This window comes from Microcoleus anatoxicus (assembly GCF_042465725.1).
Classification (GTDB): domain Bacteria; phylum Cyanobacteriota; class Cyanobacteriia; order Cyanobacteriales; family Microcoleaceae; genus Microcoleus; species Microcoleus anatoxicus.
This window is the reverse complement of sequence record NZ_CP120853.1, coordinates 6,301,519-6,322,053: the sequence shown is the minus strand read 5'-3', so window position 1 is coordinate 6,322,053 and position 20,535 is coordinate 6,301,519. Positions and strand designations below refer to the sequence as shown.

Below are 20,535 nucleotides of genomic sequence, written 5' to 3'. Positions count from 1 at the left end.
GCGATCGATCTTTCATTTTAGGCGATCGGTTTTGATGCGTAATGGGCGATCGCGATCCATGCAATCATCTCTACTTCATACAATAGGCTGCTCCATAAAGTTTTTTAGAGCAGTAAGGAACTTACCATTAAGATTCATAAAATCCTCCCACTTAAAGCCGCCAAATTCATCTTCCCAACCATGTGGCAGAAATACTTGCCGATCGTCGATTTTGAACCATTCTGCCGATTCATGAAGCTCTAGACTTGCCACGACTTTTGCGAAAGCGTGTAAGGCATCTGATGGTGTTACGATCGCTGACAGCTTTACTGTGTTATTGATTGTTAACCCAACCTCCTCACCTTCCTCTTGAGAATTAGGTAACGATGGACATCTAAGCGAAATCAAAGCTTTTTCGTTATCGATTCGACGGATTAAAAAGCTATAGCCTGGTTTATAGGATAGTCTTTTTGCTAACTCATTCAATAGCAGAAAATTTTCTTCCATATTCTTTGTGGTGTTCTAAATTACCTAACTCATTCAGTTACTAGAAACTAAGACAAATGGCTGCGATCTGATTTAATAGTCAATCGCAAATTATCAACACAAGCACTAACTAAAAGCTTGCCCGCATCAGTTAATGCTTCAGACTTTATTAAACCTTGATAAGCTAAATCGGCAAAACCAAGTGTTTCAACCCAGTAACTCTCAGCTTCCGAGTACAACTTTTCAGATGAAAACCAAGGAGAAGATACAAGTTTAGCCCATACTGCCGCCCCGGCAGAAAAGGTCATCAAAGCATGAATCACCTGTCTGAGGGGACGATCTCTGTTTTTCCAAGGAGAGAAAACCTCTGGTGAATTTCCGTCTGTTGTGTAAAGACGCACATTTTTTTCTATTAGATTAACTTTGGTATGAAAAAACTCATGCACCATTTGTACGCACAAGTGGCATCTTTCTTCCATTCGATCGGCTTCTGGATCGAAATCTTGCCAAGCCCAACCAGGCAACTGTGATACAGAACCAGCTTTCCGTGTAGTTGGAGAGTAACGAGGTAAGACAGTGTACACCTTCATCACGCGACTCATGCTGACACCAAGTCCGATATCTAGGAATCCAAGCATATCCAAGCAGAGGCGGATTTCATCATGCCTGGTGCTTACAGCCGAAATATCATGAACATAATCTTTTTCAATGAAATTAAACTCATTTCCCGCTGCTGCTGGTTGAGTTATTGCTGTGGAAATACGAATTCCCGATCGTGTAAAGCTGTCTGGCAACCAAGTTATGCGATCGGATTTATCATCAATTAGCAAATCAATTGCTTGTTGTGTAATTTCTCCAAGATTGCTATCTCGCATAACAGCCGCCGCTCTAGCTAGCGTAGGAAAACAAAGAAGAGAGCCAGCAGTGACTTTCACGTTTATGAGAGGATTTAAACCTAAACTCAAACCCCCACTCAGCGGTGAAAATAGAGTATAGAAATTAATTAGGAAGTTCTTAATCATATCAGTATCACCGCTGACATAAGCTTGGAAAAGCGATCGAGATTTTGCTTCAAGTTCCCTATATTGCAAAAACAAACCGCTCAACATATCCACATCATCGCTTTGTTGGAGAAGTGCTGTGGCTAGCTCATAACCTTGATTGCTGAGAATATGCAGCATGGCTATGTGTCGGGTAGCTGACTCCTCGACATATTTAATCAACGCATTTTGGTAGAAAAGTTGAGTATCATCTAGCTGACAGGTTAACTCCAAGTCAACAGTTCCAATCTTAGTTTCTTGCTCTGCACACACGATCATAACGGAACGTCCTTATGAGATACCCGATAGTTCAGTGGATAAGTAATCTTTGATGTGATCGATGAGAATTATTAGATCTTCACAATAAATTGATTCCCGATTAAAACCATGCTCGGAACTGTAACGATGGGGAAGATATCCGCCACCACAGATATCAAATAAGCGACAATCAAAGCACTTTTGAGGTGCAGAAGACTGCTTGTTAGATAGTGCTGTGACCAGAGGCAAAGATTCTAAAGCTTCAATCGGATGAGAATTCAGTGACATACCTGTTTTGGTAGCGCCATGATATGCAGTTTTCAGAACATCTAGTCCGTGATAAGTGCCATCAGTCTCAACCACAATCACTCCATCACTCAATGCCCCATAGGAATCATAGCCTCTCTTTCCACCCATTAAAAGCTTCATGATAGTTCTGAATATACGAACTTCCATCTTGGTTTCTGAAGCTAACCAATAATCGAAAAGAGCGGATAGCCATCGACCAAAAGTTCCTGGGGGATACTTATCGTAGGGAAAAGTATCATAGTTGAAGTCTGGCAGAAGAAAATCTATAGCACTGGTGTTTAGTTCCTCAAAGAATGTCAATAGCTCATAAGGATCTATTTCAGGATTCGCAACGGTGAGAAAACCTCCAAACACAGACCCCCCAGACTTGGGATTACGCAGCTTTTCTACACCAGCGATAATCTGCGAAAAGCTGCCACGCCCTTTGGCATCAACTCGCATAAGGTCGTTCCATTCTTGGGGCCCGTCAATACTCACACCCGCACGCACTTTGAAGTCTTGAAATACCTGTACAATGTCATCGTCTACCAGCGTTGCATTCGTTTGAATTCCGAACCTGATATCCGCTTCAATATCCTGAAAACTACTCCGCAAAATAGTGAAAAACTCTCTCAGCTTAGAAGCTCCGAGTAGCAGAGGCTCACCCCCATGAAAAACCACAATAATCTGTTTCAATTCACGAATACGAATATAGCTGCTAAGACGATCTGCTAAAAGCTGAATCGTCTTAGCACTCATCACAACTGGCTGCTCTCTCCAAGTTTGATCTGGGTGTTCATACATATAGCAATAGGAACACTTGAGATTGCAACGACTCACGATTTTAACTACAACTGTTGTTATAGGTCGGACTTCGTAGAACTCAGTTCTTTGGGGTAGAAGCAATTCAAGTGACATAAATTTTCCTTCAAGCTATACTATAGAACCAAAATCATTGTTGGCTAAAAGACTTCTCAGCCAAGCGCCGTCTCTGTAACAATCTAAATTTAATTAGTAGTATGACTACTAAAATCAGACCAGGCAATTGGCTCTTTACCCATACGTTCTGCTTGAATCGCTTGAATCGCAGCTAAAACTTTTGGATTGATTTTCTGTAACTGTTCCTCTTTCAAACCATTAACTGCAATTTCAGCAACAGGTTTAGAACCAAGATAAACTGTCATTTATTTGCCTCACACATTTGATTGATTTAGCATTTTTCTATTATTTGTGGAAATTCAAGATTTGTCTACCACAAAAATGTTCAATTTTGCCTACAGTTTTTTCCTGTTTCATTTTATTTTATCTATTTTTGTACATTTTTGTACAAAATTGTTCTAAAAAGCGGATAAATGTGTATAATACATAAAATTTTCACATCTCCCGGCCCCGATGAACCTAAAAGAAGCTTTAAACCTCGCCGATCGCATAGTCTTCGAGAAAACGGGTCAACACCTAGACGACTTACAGGAAGCGGTACTCAAAGGCACTCTAGAACGCGAGACATACAAGCACATAGCCAAAGACTTTGATTGTTCGGAAAGTAGTGTGAGGAAAGTGGGAGCAGAATTATGGGAAATACTTTCAGAAGAGTTAGGAGAAGATGTTAGTAAATCGAATTTTAGCTCGGCAATGGAGAGATTGCAAGTATTCCTGTTTTCAAAACATTTTGGACAGGACTCTGTGCAAATAGGCTTCGTTAATTTTTGTGGAGAAACTTTACACTCACCAGATATACCAAACTTACACCCACCAAATCAGGAAACAGCTAACACAAAAAAAACCAAAACTATACATCAAGATTTAAGCGAAATGCCGGAGTTGGGTAATTTCTTCGATCGCACTTCCGAACTCCAAACCCTCACAACCTGGATTCTACAACAAAACTGCCGCCTCATCACCCTCACCGGAATCAGCGGCATCGGCAAAACATCCCTAGCAGTACAACTCGTAAAACAAATCAAACACGACTTTGAATACACAGTTTGGTGCACCCTAGACGAATTCCCCACCATCGATAAATTTCAACCTAACCTAATACAGTTGTTTTCCAACTCAGAAAACCCTGATTCATCCCCAACCAACCAGAAACCCTTACCGCTAATTAAATATTTACAAAATCATCGCTGTTTAGTAGTATTAGATGACGTTCATAACCTTTTCTGTAGCGACGAATTGGCAGGAAAGTATAAACCAGATTACGAAGAATATCGCTCCCTATTCAAACAGATAGAAAAATTATCCCATCAAAGTTGCTTTCTGCTAATCGGTTGGGAACCGCCGAAAGAAGTGCCTCAACTCACCAGCGAAAATACTCCCATTCGGACTTTACAACTCACTGGTTTAGACACCGCAGCCGCACGGGAAATCCTCAGAGATAAAGGATTAGCAGAAATTGATAACTGCGAAGCACTGATTCACCGCTACCAAGGTAATCCCTTCTGGTTAAAAAGCGTGGCGACTTTGATTCAAGAGTTGGGAATCGGCGCGGCAGAGTTATTAATAGATGATACCATATTGTTGCCGGAAGATTTGAAAGATGTTTTAGATGAGCAGTTCGATCGCACTTCCGAACTAGAAAAACAAGTCCTGTCATTGTTGGCGACAGAAAATCAGCCAGTCAACTTCGCCAAATTGCTCCAAAACACACAAATACCATCATCAGATTTGCTCAACGCCTTGCAATCTCTATCGCGACGCTGCTCGATCGAAAAACAGGAAAGTTTTTACACTTTGTCACCTGTACTGAAGCAGTATATCAAAACTCGACGATCGCACTAAATAAATGGGTTGCGATTTACCCTTGGGTTAGAGTTAGAGGGCGGGTTTTCGAGATTGTTTGTTTCTGGCGATGATTATTCGTAAAACCCGCCCCTACACATTTTTAACACAGAGCACTAAATAAATGGGTTGCGATTTACCGTTGGGTTAGAGTTAGAGGGCGGGTTTTCGAGATTGTTTGTTTCTGGCGATGATTATTCGTAAAACCCGCCCCTACAATTTTTTGACAGAGGGTAAGATTTCAGTTATACCCAATCCGCCTTAAATACCTCCTTTATTTCTTAGTCTGCGGAGGCAGACTTTGTTTATGTAGAAGCGGTTTCAACCGCCCAATCATAAATGACGGTGACTGTGCTATCATAGAATAAAAAATATATTGAGTCGAGTTATATGACCACAATAACTACAGTCACAACAGCCTCTAAACTCGCTGATTACTACATCTGGTTCGCCAATGATGTCGGCTCCTACCTCAGCAACCACAAGCTACAAAAACTATTGTACTACGCCCAAGCATGGTATTTAGCATTTGAGGATACACCGCTGTTTGATGAAGATTTTGAAGCGTGGGTACACGGACCGACTATCCCGGCTTTATTTTACGCATACCAAGAACAATTTGACTTTAAACCAATTCTCAAAGAAGTCGAAAAACCCGAATTTTCCAAAGAAGTACAAGAGTTTTTAGACGAGTTATCCGATGATTACTTCTTTCGGGATGCCTATGAGTTAGAATTGATGGTGCGACGTGAAGACCCTTGGATTAATGCTAGAGGTAATTTGCCAAAATATGAACCTTCTCATGCTATTATTACGAAGGAATCAATGAAAACTTTTTACAAAACTCGTGTCATCGAAGAAGCATAAAAAAAGACAAGATACTGAGATTCGTAGTCAACCATCTTCACCAAGGAGAGAGGTTGTCAATATCCAAATTCCCGAAGGAATTAGCTTTTCTTTAAGGTATTACCAGGATGATAAAGATAAGTTCTCCATTGGTGGTAGAGATGCTAGATACTTAGCATCTCTATTGAGACGACTGCGCGATTTGTCACAATTGAATGCTCAAGAGGTTATCAATAATCAAAGTAAAAGTCTGCGTTGTCATGGCATAGCTTGGAAAGAGACTACCGAACCTAATGGCTTTGGGATTCCCAATGAATCTGCGCTAGTAAATATGCCCTACCAGTTTCAAATTTCTGCGAATGAATACGGTCGGGTGCATGGCTTTTTTAGTGAAAATGTTTTTTATATTGTCTGGCTAGACCCAGACCACAATCTTTATAGTTGAAATGATTAGAAATATTGATTATTTTGGAGAATTAATGTTATCCACAGTCAGGAGACTCCAAGAGCGCATTGGTGTCAACTTAAGGTTCATTGCATAGTCCGGCAAGTCCGGCAAGGGTTGAAACCCCTGCCTCAAAGCTAAATTCCTCTAAAAGAGGACTCATGATTTCTTCAGTCCTCTTCAGAGGACTTGTGCTATTAGACAGGGAATTAATTCACGCTTAGGACCCGTGGGATGACTAACGGACTTGGCGGGCTAACAGCTTAAGTTGACACCAATGATCGTTGCCGTGTCCTCGGTTACTAAAAAAAACGGGTTTCGACTTCGCTCAACCAGCAGGTTTTTACTAAATCTGTGGCTGTCAGGAAATATTCTCGCAAAAAATCTGGTTTCTGCGCTATCTAGTCTGGTTTAAGAAAATTTTGCATAAAGAGCTAAAATAAAATTAACGCTTAAAAAACCTACTCCTAATACAAGAATCACAAAGATTGTGATACTCAAAATAGACTGGAGCCGATCGCCAATTCCGGGTTTTTCTGAGTTCATCGGTCAATTATTACCATAAATTTGGGATGGGCAATGGATGTTGACTAGGACTTACGCGCAAAATCCTGTAAAATAGGGGCGCGTTCTGACCGATCGCCACAAACCGCTAAATACACTAGACATATCATAATATGCCAGCCATCCTTAACTGACTCGCTCAGGTAAAAATATTAAGAGTGGCAGGAAATAATCTAAGAAATATAGTTTTAAAAAGGATAAAAATCAATGCTCCACCCAATCTCGCAACCTTACCAACAACGAGAAGATACTATGACCCAAAGAGTTCTGCGGCAGCCAAACCCCTCAGCCTCTAAGCAGTTGAGACAAACAGCCCCTCAAAGACACTGGCTGGAGTTGGCAGAATACGCCTCCCTCGCAGCCTCTGGTGTCGGTTCCCTAGCCGTGGCCCTGTCGGGTCAAGCTTTTTACGGTGTGGCACCCCTAACTTTAGCTTTGTCGCTGAATGTTGCCAACCGTTATCGATTTGAGCAGCAGGTGCGGCTCGATCAAAACTCGGAAATTGCCACAGTACAAAAGTCTGTAAACAAAGTCGAGAAAACTGCGGCGACGGTAATTCTCAAAGTCCGTAAGCAGTTGTCCGCAGATATAGAATCACTCCGCCAGCAAATGTCTGCACTACCACGGCCCGAAAGTTTTGAGGATTCCATCAATATTGAGCAGCAGTTGCTGAGCTTGGGGCAGTCGGTAGCTTCTTTGCAGGAAATTGTCGCCTCCGCTGTCCTAGATGTCCGCCACCAGGTGAGAGAACAACTCCAAGATTTATCCGTGGGATCACCGACAAATCTCGAAGCAGTTGAACAGGCGATTGAGGAACTGCAAAGCGTGACTCAACTATTGGGAGAAACTTCCATCACCCAAGATGACTGGGAAGGAGTCAATACTCGATTTTTAGAAATCCAGAAAGTAATTGCCAATCTCCAAAGCCAGGTGCAGGCTCAAGCACAACAATCGGGGGATTTGTCTAGTTTTAAGGCTCAAATCGATAACTTGGAACAGGAACATCAAGAGGTTGTTAAACCACACCTCAAGCGGTTAATTTCTGTGGTGAAGCAGTTGCAGAATACTTAGTAAAAGTTAGTAGTGTCGTTTCTGGTTGGATGGGAATGATTTAACCGCAGAGGACGCAGAGAACGCAGAGGGATATCCCAGAGAGATGAAGACAGGATTATGCTATTTGTGTTAAACAATTAAAAGCTAATCTATCTAGCTGATTTTTTTTCAACCTGTTACCAGAAAATTAAATGACTGCAACCGTCACGATTACGGAAAATCCGTTACTAATTGGCAAAGGATTGCCTCCTTTTGAAGCGATCGCGCCAGAACACATTGTCCCTGCGATCGCCCACCTACTGCCACAACTAGAAGCAGAACTGACTGCTTTAGAAGTCTCTGTCAAGCCCACTTGGAGTGGCCTAGTAGAACCTCTACAGGAACTCGGAGAGCGTTTAAATTGGACTTGGGGTATTGTCGGACATTTGATGGGGGTGAAAAATAGCCCGGAATTGCGATCGGCTCACGAAACTGTACAGCCACAAGTAGTAAAATTTTGGAGCAAGTTCAGTCAAAGTAAGCCTCTTTACGAAGCTTTTAAAGCACTGCGGGCCAGCGAAAGTTGGGATAGCCTGGAGTCAGCTCAACAGCGAATTGTAGAAGCTGCTCTGCGAGATGCTGAACTCTCTGGTGTCGGTTTAGAAGGTGAAAAAAAAGAGCGTTTTAATGCCATTCAATTAGAATTAGCAGAAGCTACTACTCTATTTTCCAATCACGTTCTCGACGCTACAAAAGCCTTTAGTCTCACCCTCACCAACAAAGATGAAATTGATGGTTTGCCGCCCAGTTTGTTGAGTTTAGCAGCCCAAGTTGCTCGCAGCGCCGGCGCAGAAAATGCCGATGCCGAAAATGGCCCTTGGTGCATTACCTTAGACTTTCCTAGTTACGGCCCTTTCATGCAGCACAGCACCCGCGCTGATTTGCGGGAAAAATTGTACAAAGCTTTTATTAGCCGCGCTTCTAGTGGGGAATTGAATAACTGGCCCTTGACCGATCGCATTTTAGCACTACGCCAGGAACAAGCTGCTTTGCTGGGTTTCAGTAGTTATGCAGAATTGAGTTTGGCGAGCAAAATGGCTCCCAACGTTGCAGCAGTGGAAGCTTTATTAGAAGAATTGCGCCTCTCTAGTTACAATGCTGCGGTCAAAGATTTAGAAGAATTGCAGGCTTTTGCTGCTGAAAAAGGCGGACTGGAATCTGGGAAATTGAAGCACTGGGATGTCACTTTTTGGTCCGAACGACGACGGGAAGAATTGTTTGCTTTTAGTGCGGAAGAATTACGTCCTTATTTTGCTTTACCACAGGTATTGGAGGGGTTATTTGGATTAGTCAAACGACTGTTCGGCGTGACAGTAATTGCTGCGGACGGTCAAGCTCCTGTGTGGAACAAAGATGTGCGTTATTTCCAAATAAATGATGAATCAGGAAATGCGATCGCCTATTTCTATTTAGATGCGTACAATCGCCCGGAAGAAAAGCGTGGTGGTGCTTGGATGAACGAGTGCGTGGTCCGGGCTTCCTTTGTGGAAGCGGGTGTTACCAAGACGCGCTTACCGGTGGCATATTTGGTTTGCAACCAAAGTCCGCCCGTGGATGGTAAACCGAGTTTAATGACTTTCTTGGAAGTAGAAACTTTGTTCCATGAATTCGGTCATGGTTTGCAGCATATGTTGACCAAGGTCGATTATGCGGGAGCATCTGGCATTAATAATGTTGAGTGGGATGCTGTGGAGTTGCCCAGTCAATTTATGGAAAATTGGTGTTACGATCGCGCTACGTTGTTCGGCATGGCAAAGCATTATGAAACTGGGGAAACTTTGCCGGAACATTATTACCAAAAGCTGTTAGCAGCGCGGCATTACATGAGTGGTAGTGCCATGCTCAGACAAGTACATTTTAGCAGTGTTGATATCGAATTGCACCACCGCTACCAGCCGGGAGGTAGCGAAACTGTGATTGATGTCCGCAACCGCATTGCTAAAACTACTACTGTTTTACCTCCTCTGGAAGAGGACGCATTTTTGTGCGCTTTCGGACACATTTTTGCGGGTGGCTATGCGGCCGGTTATTACAGTTATAAATGGGCGGAAGTGCTTAGTGCTGATGCTTTTGCGGCCTTTGAGGAAGCGGGTTTGGAGGATGAAATGGCGATCGCCTCTACAGGCAAACGCTTCCGCGATACAGTATTAGGATTGGGTGGCAGTTTGCACCCGATGGAAGTGTTTAAAAGTTTCCGGGGACGGGAACCGAGCACTCAAGCTTTGTTAAGACATAGCGGTTTAGTGGCGGCTTAATCCACTCATACCAATTTCATAAAGTAGCGCTACATATCTACCCCCCCAACCCCCCCTTATTAAGGGGGGGCTAAGAACTACATTTGTAGTAGGACTTTATGAAAATGGTATCAGGACATACCCATAGGGGACAAATAACCCGGTTTCTGTCAGAAACCGGGTTTTGTCGTATCAGTATTATTACGGCTATTATCCATTGAGTATTTGTGGAATTAAGTATGTAATTTTACTTAAAAATAGTGGTTGATAGTTTTTCATGTAGAGTGGATTTTGTTTGGATACAGATAATGCTTTTATTGGCAACTATAAATCGAAAACTTTACAAAATTTTTCAGATATCGGGCAAAATAGCTGCTATTTCTTAAAGTTTTCATAAACAGCCGGAACTGCGACTGATGGGGATTTGGGTTGTTTCCGGTCAATCAGTTTGCGATCGAATCAATCCGGGAGTCTAAAACTAAAAAAGTATTTGACCTGAGTTTGAAAGTGGTAAAAAAACAATATTTGTATATATGATGAGAAATTAGGAATAACAGTCGATCGTTCACCTATACATTCAGCTTTTCATGGATATTCAATTAATTAATATCGGTTTTGGTAATATTGTGTCTGCTAATCGAGTGATTGCGATTGTCAGCCCAGAGTCAGCGCCAATTAAACGGATTATTACCGATGCGCGGGAGCGAGGACAACTGGTGGATGCTACCTACGGACGCCGCACGAGAGCGGTTATTATTACGGATTCAAGCCATGTGATTCTCTCGGCGATTCAGCCGGAAACCGTGGCTAATCGCTTTGTGGTGAGCAAAGAGGGCCAAAGTCGGGATGATTGAGCTTGTGACGGTTGCAATTTGAGCGCCTACAGTCTAGACTGAGCGACAACTTAAATTGTTAAAAGTTTCTATTGTCAACATGAAATCAGGGAAATTAATTGTTCTGACAGGGCCTAGCGGTGCGGGGAAAGGCACCTTAGTTCGATCGCTCCTCATGCGCCATCCCGAATTGCATCTCTCTGTATCGGTGACAACTCGTGGGCCCCGTCAAGGAGAAATTGACGGACAACACTACTATTTTGTCAGTCGCAGTCGCTTTGAAGAAATGGTTGAGGCTGGAGAATTGGTTGAATGGGCTGAGTTTGCGGGTAATTTTTACGGTACTCCCTATTTTGCTCTCCAGCGGGGTATCGAAGCGGGTAAGTTGGTATTGCTAGAAATTGAGCTTGAAGGTGCTAGACAAATTAGAGATAAGTTTCCAGAGGCGCTGCGAATTTTTATTTTACCTCCTTCTTGGGAAGAATTGGAACGCCGTCTGCGCAGTCGGGGTTTAGATTCTGAAAGTGCGATTACCCGTCGGTTGTTACGGGCTAAAGCAGAAATTGAAGCTGCGGGAGAATTTGATTTTCAAGTTATTAATGATGATTTGGAAGTTGCTTTAAAAGGGCTGGAATCTGTTTTGACTGTTGAATGTTGACTGTTTCTTCCCTCGGACCTCGGACTGATATCAAATCCGTTGACATCGGAATTATTATTTCTCTGATCTCTTTCTCTGTGTCCTCTGTGTTCTCTGTGGTTTAATCATTCCGATACAACCGGAATTGATATGACTCGGTTCAGTCAGCTTCGCGGTGCGCGTGAGCCTAGTCGAAGGGTCGAATGGCTCTCTTCCTTCTTCCCTCTTCCTGAAGCGGTTCCTGAGCGGAGTCGAAGGGCCCTCTTCCTTCTTCCTTCTTCCTTCTTCCTTCTCCTATAACCATTTTTCAGTGCGGGCTAAAACTTCGGTACTTTGTTTGATGGCTACACAAATTTTTAAATTCAATTCCAGTGTATTTGATTCCGGGAATAATCTCCTGATTGGTTCTATTTCGCGGGCGGAACAGCCCAACATTTCCATATAAGCTAGAGTCCATCCAATGGCTGCAATGTCAGTGATATTTCCGGTACCTTCACAAAGGTGACAGCTAATTCCGGCTTGGGGGCCACACTCAGGACAAACCCAATTGCAGCTCGATAAATGTGGCGAATTTGTGCGAGTATTTGATGCGATTTTTAAGGCTTTAATGTGATTTTGAACTACTTGGTCAAAACTGCGAGCTTGCTTGAGGCGGTAGATGGATTTGCTGTGCGGTACCGAATATTCTGCTGGCTGTTTGGCCGCAATCATTGGTGCTGTTTGCTGTGCTATTCTATGTCCCGATTCCCCTATATTTGCAGTTAGTTGAATGCCGTAATCCTTTAACTCTTGGCGATTCTCCGTCTGTCTAGAGTCTGTCGAGGGAAAGGAGGAATTGGGATCGCCAGTGGTGAAAGATGGTTGAATGCGATCGGCTTCTGCTTGTATGGAGAGGTGATGTTCGATCGCCAGAGACCAAGTTCTTCTGTGTCGAATGTTGCCATATTTTTTGGCTTGTTCCTCAGTAATACCGATCGCCTCCGCCTCTTGGCGCAACATATTCATGGAAGTCATAGAAAGTGATATCATTAATAGATTATTTCCAAACAAGTTGAATAAATCACCTTAGATATATTAGCCTAGATTTGCCTTTAGTTACGACCGTCGATGACTTCAACTATTTCCGACAAAGCTTTATCTGTTGCTCGACTAACATCTTACCTCCAAGACTTGTTAGAGGGCGATCGCCGCTTGCAATCCCTGTGGGTGACAGGGGAGGTCGCCAGCGTTTCCGAACACCCCAGCGGCACCTATTTCACCCTCTGCGATGCCGACAAAAGCGCTGCTATTCGCTGCGTAGTCTGGAAATCTCAGCGGCCAAAATTACTAGAGAAACCCACAAAAGGAGCGAAATTGCTGGTATTGGGAAGCCTCCGAGTTTACAAAGTTCGTGGCGAGTACCAGTTGACTGTTTCCGAATGTGTAATCGCCGGGGAAGGCTTACAAGCCTTGCGATTGGAACAATTACGATCGCGCTTGGATGCTGAGGGTTTATTCTCACCAGCGAGAAAACGCCCAATCCCCACACACCCGAAAATTGTCGCGGTGGTGACATCCGATACCAGTGCAGCTTGGGGGGACATTCAGCGCACCCTAACTCAAAGATATCCGCGTTTGCAGGTGTTGTTATCGCCAACAGCGGTGCAGGGAGAATCGGCTCCTGCTGAGATTGTTAGGGCGATCGCCCGCGTAGAATTGGATGGTAGGGCTGATGCGATCGTTTTAGGGCGGGGTGGGGGTGCTGCGGAAGATTTGGCCTGTTTTAATGATGAGCGAGTGGTAAGGGCGATCGGTAATTGTGCCATTCCAATTATAACTGGCATCGGTCACGAAAGAGACGAATCTCTCGCTGATTTAGTGGCCGATAGACGAGCTCACACTCCGACGGCGGCGGCGGAACAAGCCGTACCTAATTTAGCAGATATTTACTTCCAACATCGACAGCGAGTCGTCAATTTAGCACAGGTTGTCAGATCCAGATTCCAAAAAGAAGAAAAGCATTTACAACAACTGCAAAATCGATTAAAGCGTTTACCTGTAACCTCCCGAACTTTGCAGCAAGCCAGTGGTAAATTGGAAGTGCTGCAACAAAAGTTATCCGCCTTAAATCCCGCAGCGGTTTTGGAAAGGGGTTACGCAGCGGCGATCCAAAGTGATGGTACGATCGTCCGTAGCACCGAGGGTTTAGTGTTGGGAGAGGAATTGACGCTGAAATTGAGTCGGGGCGTTGTGAAAGTTAAGATTGTAGAAATATTGGATGCGACAGAAAAGTTATGATTAATTCGCCCTTGCGCCAGTCAGACTGGAATTATGAAGAAACAGTCGATCGCATAGAAGCAATAATTCAGCAGGTAGAATCGGGAGAATTAGCCCTAGAACAGGTTTTCGAGCAATTCTCCGTAGCTGTCGAATATTTACAGGAGTGCGAAAGTTTTTTGGCGCGGGGAAAGGAACAGATGAATTTGTCGATCGAGCTTTTAGACGATCAACCAGACTTTTAAATATGATAAAGGAAATCGGACTGCCGAAAGCACAGGCTCTAGCATTGAGATATGCGATCGCTTTATATCACGCAGCAGTGTGTGTGCGCGGTAGTAAAAGCGATCGCAAGTGAAGCAATAACACTATGCTAACCTTATTCCAAAAGATATTTTTGATGCCTCAAATTGTCCAATCGGCTCTCTCGGATATTTGGTGCAAAATGTAGCAATTGATACTAAAACCCTTAACGTGGTTGGAAAATACTGCTGCTGACTGTGAAAACCGCTTATCTGAACCGCGCCAAATTGTCAAAAGTATAGGAGAATTGCTAACATCGCGAGAGCGATTTACCGCCTATATCCAAATGGAAGAAACTTTTCCATTTGAACAGCAGGAACTACTAAATAGCCAAGCTGCTTTAGAGTTGATCTACAAAGAAAAAAGAAATTTTTATCAGCAAGCTGCTCATAACTTACAACCATTAGAAACTCTTACCGTTGAGTTAAGTGATCTGATTGCAAAACCTTCTTCAGCAAATTGGGAAGATCCCAAGATTAAAGAATTACTAGAGCGTTTAGAACCTTACATTACTAAAAAGGATGATATACAGCAGTTAAAGGTAAATGTTGAGCGCTGTAAGCAACTATCTGCTGAACTCGATCTTACTGTTCCCCCCTACCAGTTCTGGGGGTTGGCATTCTGGTTTCGCAATGTTATGTCTGAAAAAATTCAGACAGCAATTACTTGTGTTAGTAATTCAGTGGCAGCAATGAGTTTAATTGAAAGACAGCGCGACTGGGAATTATTATCTGATATTGTTAGTAAACTAGATAGACTGGTTAGCGAAAATTATCGAGGGCTTAGAGGATATATCAATAGAATAATTGATTTTCTTCAAAATATAATAAGTGGGAATAGAGGCTTTATAGCTCCCAGCCAAAAACAAAATTTAATTACAAAAAAATACGCAGCTATTCAAGAAAAACATATTAAAGTGGCCGTTGATACAGCTTACCAACAATTGCATAACCTGACTGAATTATTAGAAATCCCAAAAACATGGCATATCATAGCTCAACAATATATTAATCAGCCTCAGAATATTACTAATCAATCTCTAACTTTAGAAAAAGAAGCTCGCTCTTGGCAAAGCAAAATTGAGGAACTTTTGAACCTATGTTTATTATTGGAACCTTTAGCAATCCTTAACAAGATTAATCAATTAATTTACAGGGAATTTGAACCTCTTAAACAAGAAGTATAAAATTTACTAATTCAAGTTAGAAAAACTGAAAATAGTCTTAACGAAGTAACAACACAGTTACAAAAAAAATCAAATTATTTAGAAGCCGAAAGGAATTGGTGGCAATCCGTATGGCAAAGAATTCCTGAACGCCTAAAACGTGATATTTCTTCTATAGATATATTCAATCCTAAACTCTTGAAAAATGTTTCACTTTATTTTGATTCATGGCAAAAAGAGCTTGCTGAGGCAGAGGCTTACCTTAACCGATACGAGTCTACCATGCAAAAGTGGATTGACAGGTTACGCAATCCGTCAGACACAGACCTCGAAGCAATCAGCAAAAAATATTTAGAGAATGTTAATGTTGTTGGTATTACCTGTATGAAAGCGGCCAAAGGGAGTTTTTCTCAAAAATTTAGCAAATTTGATGTTGTGATTATTGATGAAGTGAGTAAAAGCACTCCTCCAGCATTGCTGATTCCGGCACTGAAAGGCAAAAAAGTTGTGATGATTGGTGACTATCGCCAGTTACCACCTATTCTTGATGAAGAAAATTTAGATGAACTAGCTGAAGAACTTTCAGTTCCTAGAGAGAAAGTCCAATTTTTAGAAACTTCTTGGTTTAAGCAGCAATTTGAAGCAGCGACGAGTGTGCAAAAAGGGATAACCCAAAAGTTGAATATCCAGTACCGTATGCACCCTCAAATTATGGAAGCCATCAACCAGTTTTATAACGAGGGTGATGGGGGTTTAAGCTGCGGACTTACAGATCCTGACAACCAACGATCACATAATGTAGGAGGTAAACTTATTCGGGAAGATCGGCATATAATCTGGGTTAAAATACCTTCGGATAGAAGATATCAAGAGAACCAAATAGGAACTTCTTATCAAAATAATAAAGAAGTTGCTTGTATAGAAAAATTGTGTGAACAGATGAACAAAGCCTGGGCTGCCAAAGTGGCCAACGGCGAACCCAAAAAAGAGATAGGCATCATCACTTTCTATGGCGCTCAGTTGCGACTCATTGATGAGCGCATCTCTCGTACTAATCGTTTTCCTAACCTTGACATTCGCACTGGCACAGTCGATCGATTTCAAGGCATGGAAAAATCTGTTGTCATCGTTAGTATGGTTCGCAATAACCACCGAGGAATAGTTGGATTTGCTAAAACACCAGAGCGAGTTAATGTAGCCTTTTCTAGGGCAAAAGAATTACTGGTAATTGTGGGATGTCACGACCTTTTTACCAGCATTCCCATTTACAAAGAAGTTTCAAAAGTTGTCGAGCGTTATAGAGGTTTTATAGATGTCTCCAGCATTCCCTGACCAACAAATGGATTCTCAATTAACAGAATTACGAGAAAAATTGGAATCTCCCAATTTATCATTCATAGCAGGAGGCTATCTTCGCTACAGCGTGCGTCAAACAACTGTACAGGTAGCAGTAAGCGAGCCCCGCAGAGTAGATATATTTGAGGAATTTGTCTTGCACTCTGCTCTTACTCTTAATCCTCCTCCGATAGAAGCTGAAATAGCTGAGATGCTGGGGATAGATCCGATGTTTGTGCGAGATACTACGAAGACACTTCAGACTTATAACAATTTGGTGATTGGTTCTGAATCTGGGATTATAGTTAAGCCTTTGACGCAAGAATTATTTATCGAAAAAAAGTGTATTCTCAAGCCTAAATCAACGCAAAATATCTATGCAATAGAAGATTTCTTAACTGGAGATTTTGATTTTACAACTACACCTGTTAAAAATGCTCCGGTTTCTCTAAACATAATAGATGATTTAATTAACGACCAAAATCAACTTACTAACGAGTCGCGCTTGAGCCTTGAAGCCATAAAAGGTTTTATTTGCAAAAATAATGATGTTTTTGTCACCGGATATAATGAGATTGAATCAAAAAAAGTTTATAAAATTATAGGAGTGCTGGCTTTTCAAAATATCAAAGGTGATTATTTAATAAAAGCTTTTCTTGGAAATAGTGAACTTCAAGAGATTTCTAATAAGCTCACAAAACTAACAGAACAACAGCAATTAACTCTGGAAAATTTGGGTGATTTATTAAGTCCTACTATTCCTAGTGAGGTTATAACCTCTGTAAGGGATTCGAGTATTTCAAGACTTTTGATCGGACGAAACACAAGAAGGTTTATCGAACCTGAACGGGTTTACATAGGTTTGCCACTACGTCTTGCTCATGTTGTACTGTGGGTTGACCGTAAATATAGAACAAACCCTCTTTCACACATACCTGGTGGAAGTGATGTGGTTGTCGAATATCATGATGGATCAGCTTTGGGCTATGACTGGATAAAAGACCCTTGGGCTTATATTAGAACCTTTTTTGCCGGACTTGTAGAGTATGGCTCGGATGAATCTCATTCAGGTTCTCCAGGAACAGGTAGAACCTCTGATCCTAAAAAAGGCGACTTCAACAAATTAGATGAAAAAATTCAACTTGAAATTACCAAAAACAAAATTGCGAGATTTTATGCCAGGAAATATAACAATGGGGAGGAATATTCCACAGCTGCCTTTGTAGAGGTATGGAACTCAGAAACATCCAAGGAAATGCCGTGGAATGCTTTAAAAAGATTTGCCACTAAACCCCAAAAGCAATATTACTTTGACTTCGATCAAGTTTCAGAGTTTAACCCTACAAGTATATTGGATTACTATGGATATGAGCCAGAATATGAAGATCCTATAGATAAAGCTGAACGACTATTTGGTATTCCCGATCCCAGGCTGGTAGAAGATTAGCGTAATAAGCTGTTACGCATTTAAACCACTAACGATCCAGGTAGGATGCGTCAGCTAGAACACGCTTAGCTTACATGGGAAACGCTTATTTAGGCTAAGCACCCTACAATCGCCTTTTAAATGCCGAACAGCTTATCCGATCTGTAAAATCAGCAACCAATGAAAAATTTTCCATAGTCAGTGGTAAATTTAAGTCTTTGGCGATCGCCTGAACTACAGCATAACTCTCTGGATGAACTGCTGTATTATCCAACAAGTTTTCGCCGTTGCGAATGCGGAGAAATCCGGCTGCTTGTTCAAAAGCTTTGGGGCCGAGTTTTGGCACTTTCAGGAGTTGGCGACGATTTTTAAACGCGCCGTTTTCGTTGCTGTAATTGACAATATTTTTGGCAACCGTTGGGGTCATTCCTGACACAAATGTCAGCAGTTCTTTGGATGCTGTATTTAAATCTACTCCGACATAGTTGACGCAACTTTCGACTGTTTCATCTAGTTTCTTTTTGAGCAGTTTTTGGTCAACATCGTGCTGATATTGTCCGACTCCGATGGATTTGGGGTCGATTTTCACAAGTTCGGCTAAAGGGTCTTGTCGCTTGTTCCCCGGTACTGCCGGGGGTTGAAACCCCCGTCTCATAGCACAAGTCATCTAAAGATGACTGAATAAATGAATTATTCCCAGTCGGTTTCAACCGACTTTCGCTATGAGACGGGGATTTAAATCCCCGGCGGACTTGCGGACAAACGCGAGGCCCAGATGCCACATTGCAACCGTAAATCAGAATGTCCGCACCGTCCGTAAAAGCACTCCGCCACTGCTGCAATTGTTCCGAATAAGCTGACAAATTATCTGCATTCAAGCTACCATTACCCACTTGCAAACTACCGGGAGCACCGTGAGAAATTATATGAATGCTGTCAATATTAGTACGACAAGCTAAAATTTCAGTAATTTGGTCGATCGCATCTTTCTGCCCATCTAACACTACTACTTCCGTACCGGGTGTTACCCCAGCCACCAAACTTTGATAATTTGGTACTCTTGTGTCGATAAAGGCGATCGCACTTACGGAAACTTTCGTATTTAAATTTGGCATAATACACCTGACTGGGGGTAAAAAAAGACAAGAATTACCCGGTTTCGTGACTTGCATCCGAAACTATTTTTGAAACTTGTAGCAACTCTAACAGTATTTTCCGAGAATCTCTATAAAGTTTTGCTGAAAAATACCTGTTTAAATAAAGTTCTGATGAAAAAGGGGAAAATTATTAAGTAATATTGCCGAGGATGACTGTTAGGTATATTTTTGACATACATCAAAGAATCCCGGACTTACGCACGGGGGCCAAAAACCCGGTTTCTTTGCTGTGTTTCTTTGCTACTTCTGTGCAACTTCCCACCAAATTATTTAAAATCCATATCTATCCCTGCTAAAATCGCCTCAGCTTCCCCACACAAAGCAGCGTGACAGCAACCGTTACTAGCCAACAATCCCCCCCACTGACTCACATCTCCCCGGTTATATTGCAAAGCAGAACCGTCAAAACGAGTAAATCGGCCGCCCGCTTCCGTCAAAATCAATTCCGGCGCCGCCAAATCCCAATCTTTAGGCGCAGACTTTCCCGACAGCGCAATATAAACATCAGCCCTTTGTTCCACAATTGTCGCAACTTTACAGCCAATGCTACCGACAGCTAGTTGATTTTGACAAGGCAGTTTATGCAATAATTTATTAAAGCGATCGTCCCGGTGACTGCGACTGGTTACTATAGATAAATCCGCCACTATATTGCGCTCAGAAACCAGCAACTTTACCCTAGAACCATCTCGACTTTCCACAAAAGCACCAGCATCTTTGATGGCGTAAAAAATCTTTTGTTGTTCCGGCCAAGCAACAACTGCTAATACTGGTCTTCCGTGGTATGCTAAAGCAATATGAACTGCAAATTCCCCTGTCCTATCAATAAAATCCCGCGTTCCATCCAAAGGGTCAATAATCCAAACCCAACTTTGAGGTAAGGGAATTTGGCCGTTAATTTCTAAATAAGCTTTGTAAGTTTCTTCGCTAAGATACCCAAATTCTGCATTCCCTAAAGCTGATTTTAATTCAGCGAGAATGTAAGCATTGACAGCGACATCGGCGGCGGTGACTGGCCCATCTTTTTGTTCTTGGATGTCGAGGTTTGGAGTCTGGGAATCCTGGCGATAATAGGATTGTAGGATATCTGATGCACCCCAGGCGATCGATCGCACAATTTCGCTGATTTCTTCGAGATTTTTCATCCTCAAACTTCCCCTAATATTAGCTTAATCATACTCGTTCCCAGGCTCTGCCTGGGAATGCCTACCCGGAGGCTCTGCCTCCTTCTTCCTGTTAGTATAATCCGAGGCAGAGCCTCTAGATATGCGTTACCAGGCTCTTCCTAGTAACGAGAGATATTAGCTTAATCATACTCGTTCCCAGGCTCTGCCTGGGAATGCCTGCCCGGAGGCTCTGCCTCCTTCTTCCTGTTAGTATAATCCGAGGCAGAGCCTCTAGATATGCGTT

19 protein-coding genes and 1 pseudogene are annotated in these 20,535 nt (G+C 42.4%); 12 read left to right on the top strand and 8 right to left on the bottom strand.

Annotated features, from left to right (window positions below):
* Positions 1–75: 75 nt before the first annotated feature.
* The 4 genes from P2A85_RS27500 to P2A85_RS27485 form a co-directional block, all read right to left on the bottom strand.
* Positions 76–486 carry a hypothetical protein gene (locus tag P2A85_RS27500; protein ID WP_377476640.1) on the bottom strand — a complete coding sequence of 137 codons (411 nt, stop codon included), beginning with the start codon at positions 484–486 and terminating at the stop codon, positions 76–78.
* Between the two features lie 47 nt (positions 487–533).
* Positions 534–1,784 (bottom strand): HEXXH motif-containing putative peptide modification protein, encoded by a 1,251-nt coding sequence (locus P2A85_RS27495; RefSeq protein ID WP_377476639.1) that lies wholly within the window; start codon positions 1,782–1,784, stop codon positions 534–536.
* A gap of 12 nt (positions 1,785–1,796) precedes the next feature.
* Positions 1,797–2,969, bottom strand: a complete 1,173-nt coding sequence (locus P2A85_RS27490) for a radical SAM protein (RefSeq protein ID WP_377476638.1) — start codon at positions 2,967–2,969, stop codon at positions 1,797–1,799.
* 89 nt (positions 2,970–3,058) lie between these two features.
* Entirely contained in the window at positions 3,059–3,235 is a 177-nt protein-coding gene (locus P2A85_RS27485) for a hypothetical protein (protein ID WP_341736381.1), read from the bottom strand.
* A 208-nt stretch (positions 3,236–3,443) separates the two neighbouring features.
* Between P2A85_RS27485 and P2A85_RS27480 the strand changes: the two genes are divergently transcribed.
* The 7 genes from P2A85_RS27480 to gmk all read left to right on the top strand — a co-directional run bounded on the left by P2A85_RS27480 (position 3,444) and on the right by gmk (position 11,504).
* Positions 3,444–4,832, top strand: coding sequence for an NB-ARC domain-containing protein (locus P2A85_RS27480; protein ID WP_377476637.1), 1,389 nt, complete (start codon positions 3,444–3,446; stop codon positions 4,830–4,832).
* Positions 4,833–5,222: 390 nt separating this feature from the next.
* Positions 5,223–5,699: a Panacea domain-containing protein gene (locus P2A85_RS27475; RefSeq protein WP_377476636.1), complete on the top strand. Its 477-nt coding sequence runs from the start codon at positions 5,223–5,225 to the stop codon at positions 5,697–5,699.
* Positions 5,680–6,123, top strand: a complete 444-nt coding sequence (locus P2A85_RS27470; RefSeq protein WP_340518646.1) for a hypothetical protein — start codon at positions 5,680–5,682, stop codon at positions 6,121–6,123. The genes P2A85_RS27475 and P2A85_RS27470 overlap by 20 nt, the downstream gene beginning before the upstream one ends.
* Before the next feature lie 816 nt (positions 6,124–6,939).
* Positions 6,940–7,758, top strand: coding sequence for a hypothetical protein (locus P2A85_RS27465; RefSeq protein WP_377476634.1), 819 nt, complete (start codon positions 6,940–6,942; stop codon positions 7,756–7,758).
* A 173-nt stretch (positions 7,759–7,931) separates the two neighbouring features.
* Positions 7,932–10,034, top strand: a complete 2,103-nt coding sequence (locus P2A85_RS27460) for a M3 family metallopeptidase (protein WP_377476632.1) — start codon at positions 7,932–7,934, stop codon at positions 10,032–10,034.
* Between the two features lie 566 nt (positions 10,035–10,600).
* The gene (gene remA / locus P2A85_RS27455) at positions 10,601–10,867 is read left to right on the top strand and encodes an extracellular matrix/biofilm regulator RemA (RefSeq protein ID WP_340518650.1); all 267 of its coding nucleotides are present in this window, start codon (positions 10,601–10,603) and stop codon (positions 10,865–10,867) included.
* 79 nt (positions 10,868–10,946) lie between these two features.
* Positions 10,947–11,504, top strand: coding sequence for a guanylate kinase (gene gmk, locus P2A85_RS27450; RefSeq protein ID WP_377476629.1), 558 nt, complete (start codon positions 10,947–10,949; stop codon positions 11,502–11,504).
* A 273-nt stretch (positions 11,505–11,777) separates the two neighbouring features.
* On the opposite strand, the gene P2A85_RS27445 is transcribed toward gmk, so the two are convergent.
* The gene (locus P2A85_RS27445; protein WP_377476628.1) at positions 11,778–12,512 is read right to left on the bottom strand and encodes a hypothetical protein; all 735 of its coding nucleotides are present in this window, start codon (positions 12,510–12,512) and stop codon (positions 11,778–11,780) included.
* A 78-nt stretch (positions 12,513–12,590) separates the two neighbouring features.
* On the opposite strand from P2A85_RS27445, the gene xseA reads away from it, so the two are divergent.
* The 5 genes from xseA (at position 12,591) to P2A85_RS27420 (ending at position 17,989) form a co-directional block, all read left to right on the top strand.
* Positions 12,591–13,760: an exodeoxyribonuclease VII large subunit gene (gene xseA / locus P2A85_RS27440; protein ID WP_377476627.1), complete on the top strand. Its 1,170-nt coding sequence runs from the start codon at positions 12,591–12,593 to the stop codon at positions 13,758–13,760.
* Complete coding sequence (gene xseB / locus P2A85_RS27435) at positions 13,757–13,984, top strand: exodeoxyribonuclease VII small subunit (protein ID WP_377476626.1); 228 nt, start codon at positions 13,757–13,759, stop codon at positions 13,982–13,984. Before xseA ends, xseB begins: the two co-directional genes overlap by 4 nt.
* Before the next feature lie 209 nt (positions 13,985–14,193).
* The gene (locus tag P2A85_RS27430) at positions 14,194–15,228 is read left to right on the top strand and encodes a hypothetical protein (RefSeq protein ID WP_377476625.1); all 1,035 of its coding nucleotides are present in this window, start codon (positions 14,194–14,196) and stop codon (positions 15,226–15,228) included.
* Between the two features lie 9 nt (positions 15,229–15,237).
* Positions 15,238–16,539 (top strand): DEAD/DEAH box helicase, encoded by a 1,302-nt coding sequence (locus tag P2A85_RS27425; RefSeq protein WP_377481761.1) that lies wholly within the window; start codon positions 15,238–15,240, stop codon positions 16,537–16,539.
* Positions 16,520–17,989, top strand: coding sequence for a hypothetical protein (locus tag P2A85_RS27420; RefSeq protein WP_340518656.1), 1,470 nt, complete (start codon positions 16,520–16,522; stop codon positions 17,987–17,989). Before P2A85_RS27425 ends, P2A85_RS27420 begins: the two co-directional genes overlap by 20 nt.
* A 178-nt stretch (positions 17,990–18,167) precedes the next feature.
* Here P2A85_RS27420 and P2A85_RS27415 read toward each other — a convergent pair.
* The 3 genes and pseudogenes from P2A85_RS27415 to P2A85_RS27405 form a co-directional block, all read right to left on the bottom strand.
* Positions 18,168–18,590 (bottom strand): annotated as a pseudogene (locus P2A85_RS27415) (helix-hairpin-helix domain-containing protein); the annotation flags it as partial.
* Positions 18,505–19,083, bottom strand: a complete 579-nt coding sequence (locus P2A85_RS27410) for a DUF4347 domain-containing protein (protein WP_377476624.1) — start codon at positions 19,081–19,083, stop codon at positions 18,505–18,507. The gene P2A85_RS27410 and the pseudogene P2A85_RS27415, both read right to left, overlap by 86 nt.
* Positions 19,084–19,391: 308 nt before the next feature.
* The gene (locus tag P2A85_RS27405; protein ID WP_377476623.1) at positions 19,392–20,270 is read right to left on the bottom strand and encodes a 3'(2'),5'-bisphosphate nucleotidase CysQ; all 879 of its coding nucleotides are present in this window, start codon (positions 20,268–20,270) and stop codon (positions 19,392–19,394) included.
* Positions 20,271–20,535 lie beyond the last annotated feature (265 nt).

Bases quoted from the DNA above. Each gene is read 5' to 3' on its own strand.
- P2A85_RS27500 (WP_377476640.1), bottom strand. From the start codon at position 486: ATGGAAGAAAATTTTCTGCTATTGAATGAGTTAGCAAAAAGACTATCC.
- P2A85_RS27495 (WP_377476639.1), bottom strand. From the start codon at position 1,784: ATGATCGTGTGTGCAGAGCAAGAAACTAAGATTGGAACTGTTGACTTG.
- P2A85_RS27490 (WP_377476638.1), bottom strand. From the start codon at position 2,969: ATGTCACTTGAATTGCTTCTACCCCAAAGAACTGAGTTCTACGAAGTC.
- P2A85_RS27485 (WP_341736381.1), bottom strand. From the start codon at position 3,235: ATGACAGTTTATCTTGGTTCTAAACCTGTTGCTGAAATTGCAGTTAAT.
- P2A85_RS27480 (WP_377476637.1), top strand. From the start codon at position 3,444: ATGAACCTAAAAGAAGCTTTAAACCTCGCCGATCGCATAGTCTTCGAG.
- P2A85_RS27475 (WP_377476636.1), top strand. From the start codon at position 5,223: ATGACCACAATAACTACAGTCACAACAGCCTCTAAACTCGCTGATTAC.
- P2A85_RS27465 (WP_377476634.1), top strand. From the start codon at position 6,940: ATGACCCAAAGAGTTCTGCGGCAGCCAAACCCCTCAGCCTCTAAGCAG.
- P2A85_RS27460 (WP_377476632.1), top strand. From the start codon at position 7,932: ATGACTGCAACCGTCACGATTACGGAAAATCCGTTACTAATTGGCAAA.
- remA (WP_340518650.1), top strand. From the start codon at position 10,601: ATGGATATTCAATTAATTAATATCGGTTTTGGTAATATTGTGTCTGCT.
- gmk (WP_377476629.1), top strand. From the start codon at position 10,947: ATGAAATCAGGGAAATTAATTGTTCTGACAGGGCCTAGCGGTGCGGGG.
- P2A85_RS27445 (WP_377476628.1), bottom strand. From the start codon at position 12,512: ATGATATCACTTTCTATGACTTCCATGAATATGTTGCGCCAAGAGGCG.
- xseA (WP_377476627.1), top strand. From the start codon at position 12,591: ATGACTTCAACTATTTCCGACAAAGCTTTATCTGTTGCTCGACTAACA.
- xseB (WP_377476626.1), top strand. From the start codon at position 13,757: ATGATTAATTCGCCCTTGCGCCAGTCAGACTGGAATTATGAAGAAACA.
- P2A85_RS27420 (WP_340518656.1), top strand. From the start codon at position 16,520: ATGTCTCCAGCATTCCCTGACCAACAAATGGATTCTCAATTAACAGAA.
- P2A85_RS27410 (WP_377476624.1), bottom strand. From the start codon at position 19,083: ATGCCAAATTTAAATACGAAAGTTTCCGTAAGTGCGATCGCCTTTATC.
- P2A85_RS27405 (WP_377476623.1), bottom strand. From the start codon at position 20,270: ATGAAAAATCTCGAAGAAATCAGCGAAATTGTGCGATCGATCGCCTGG.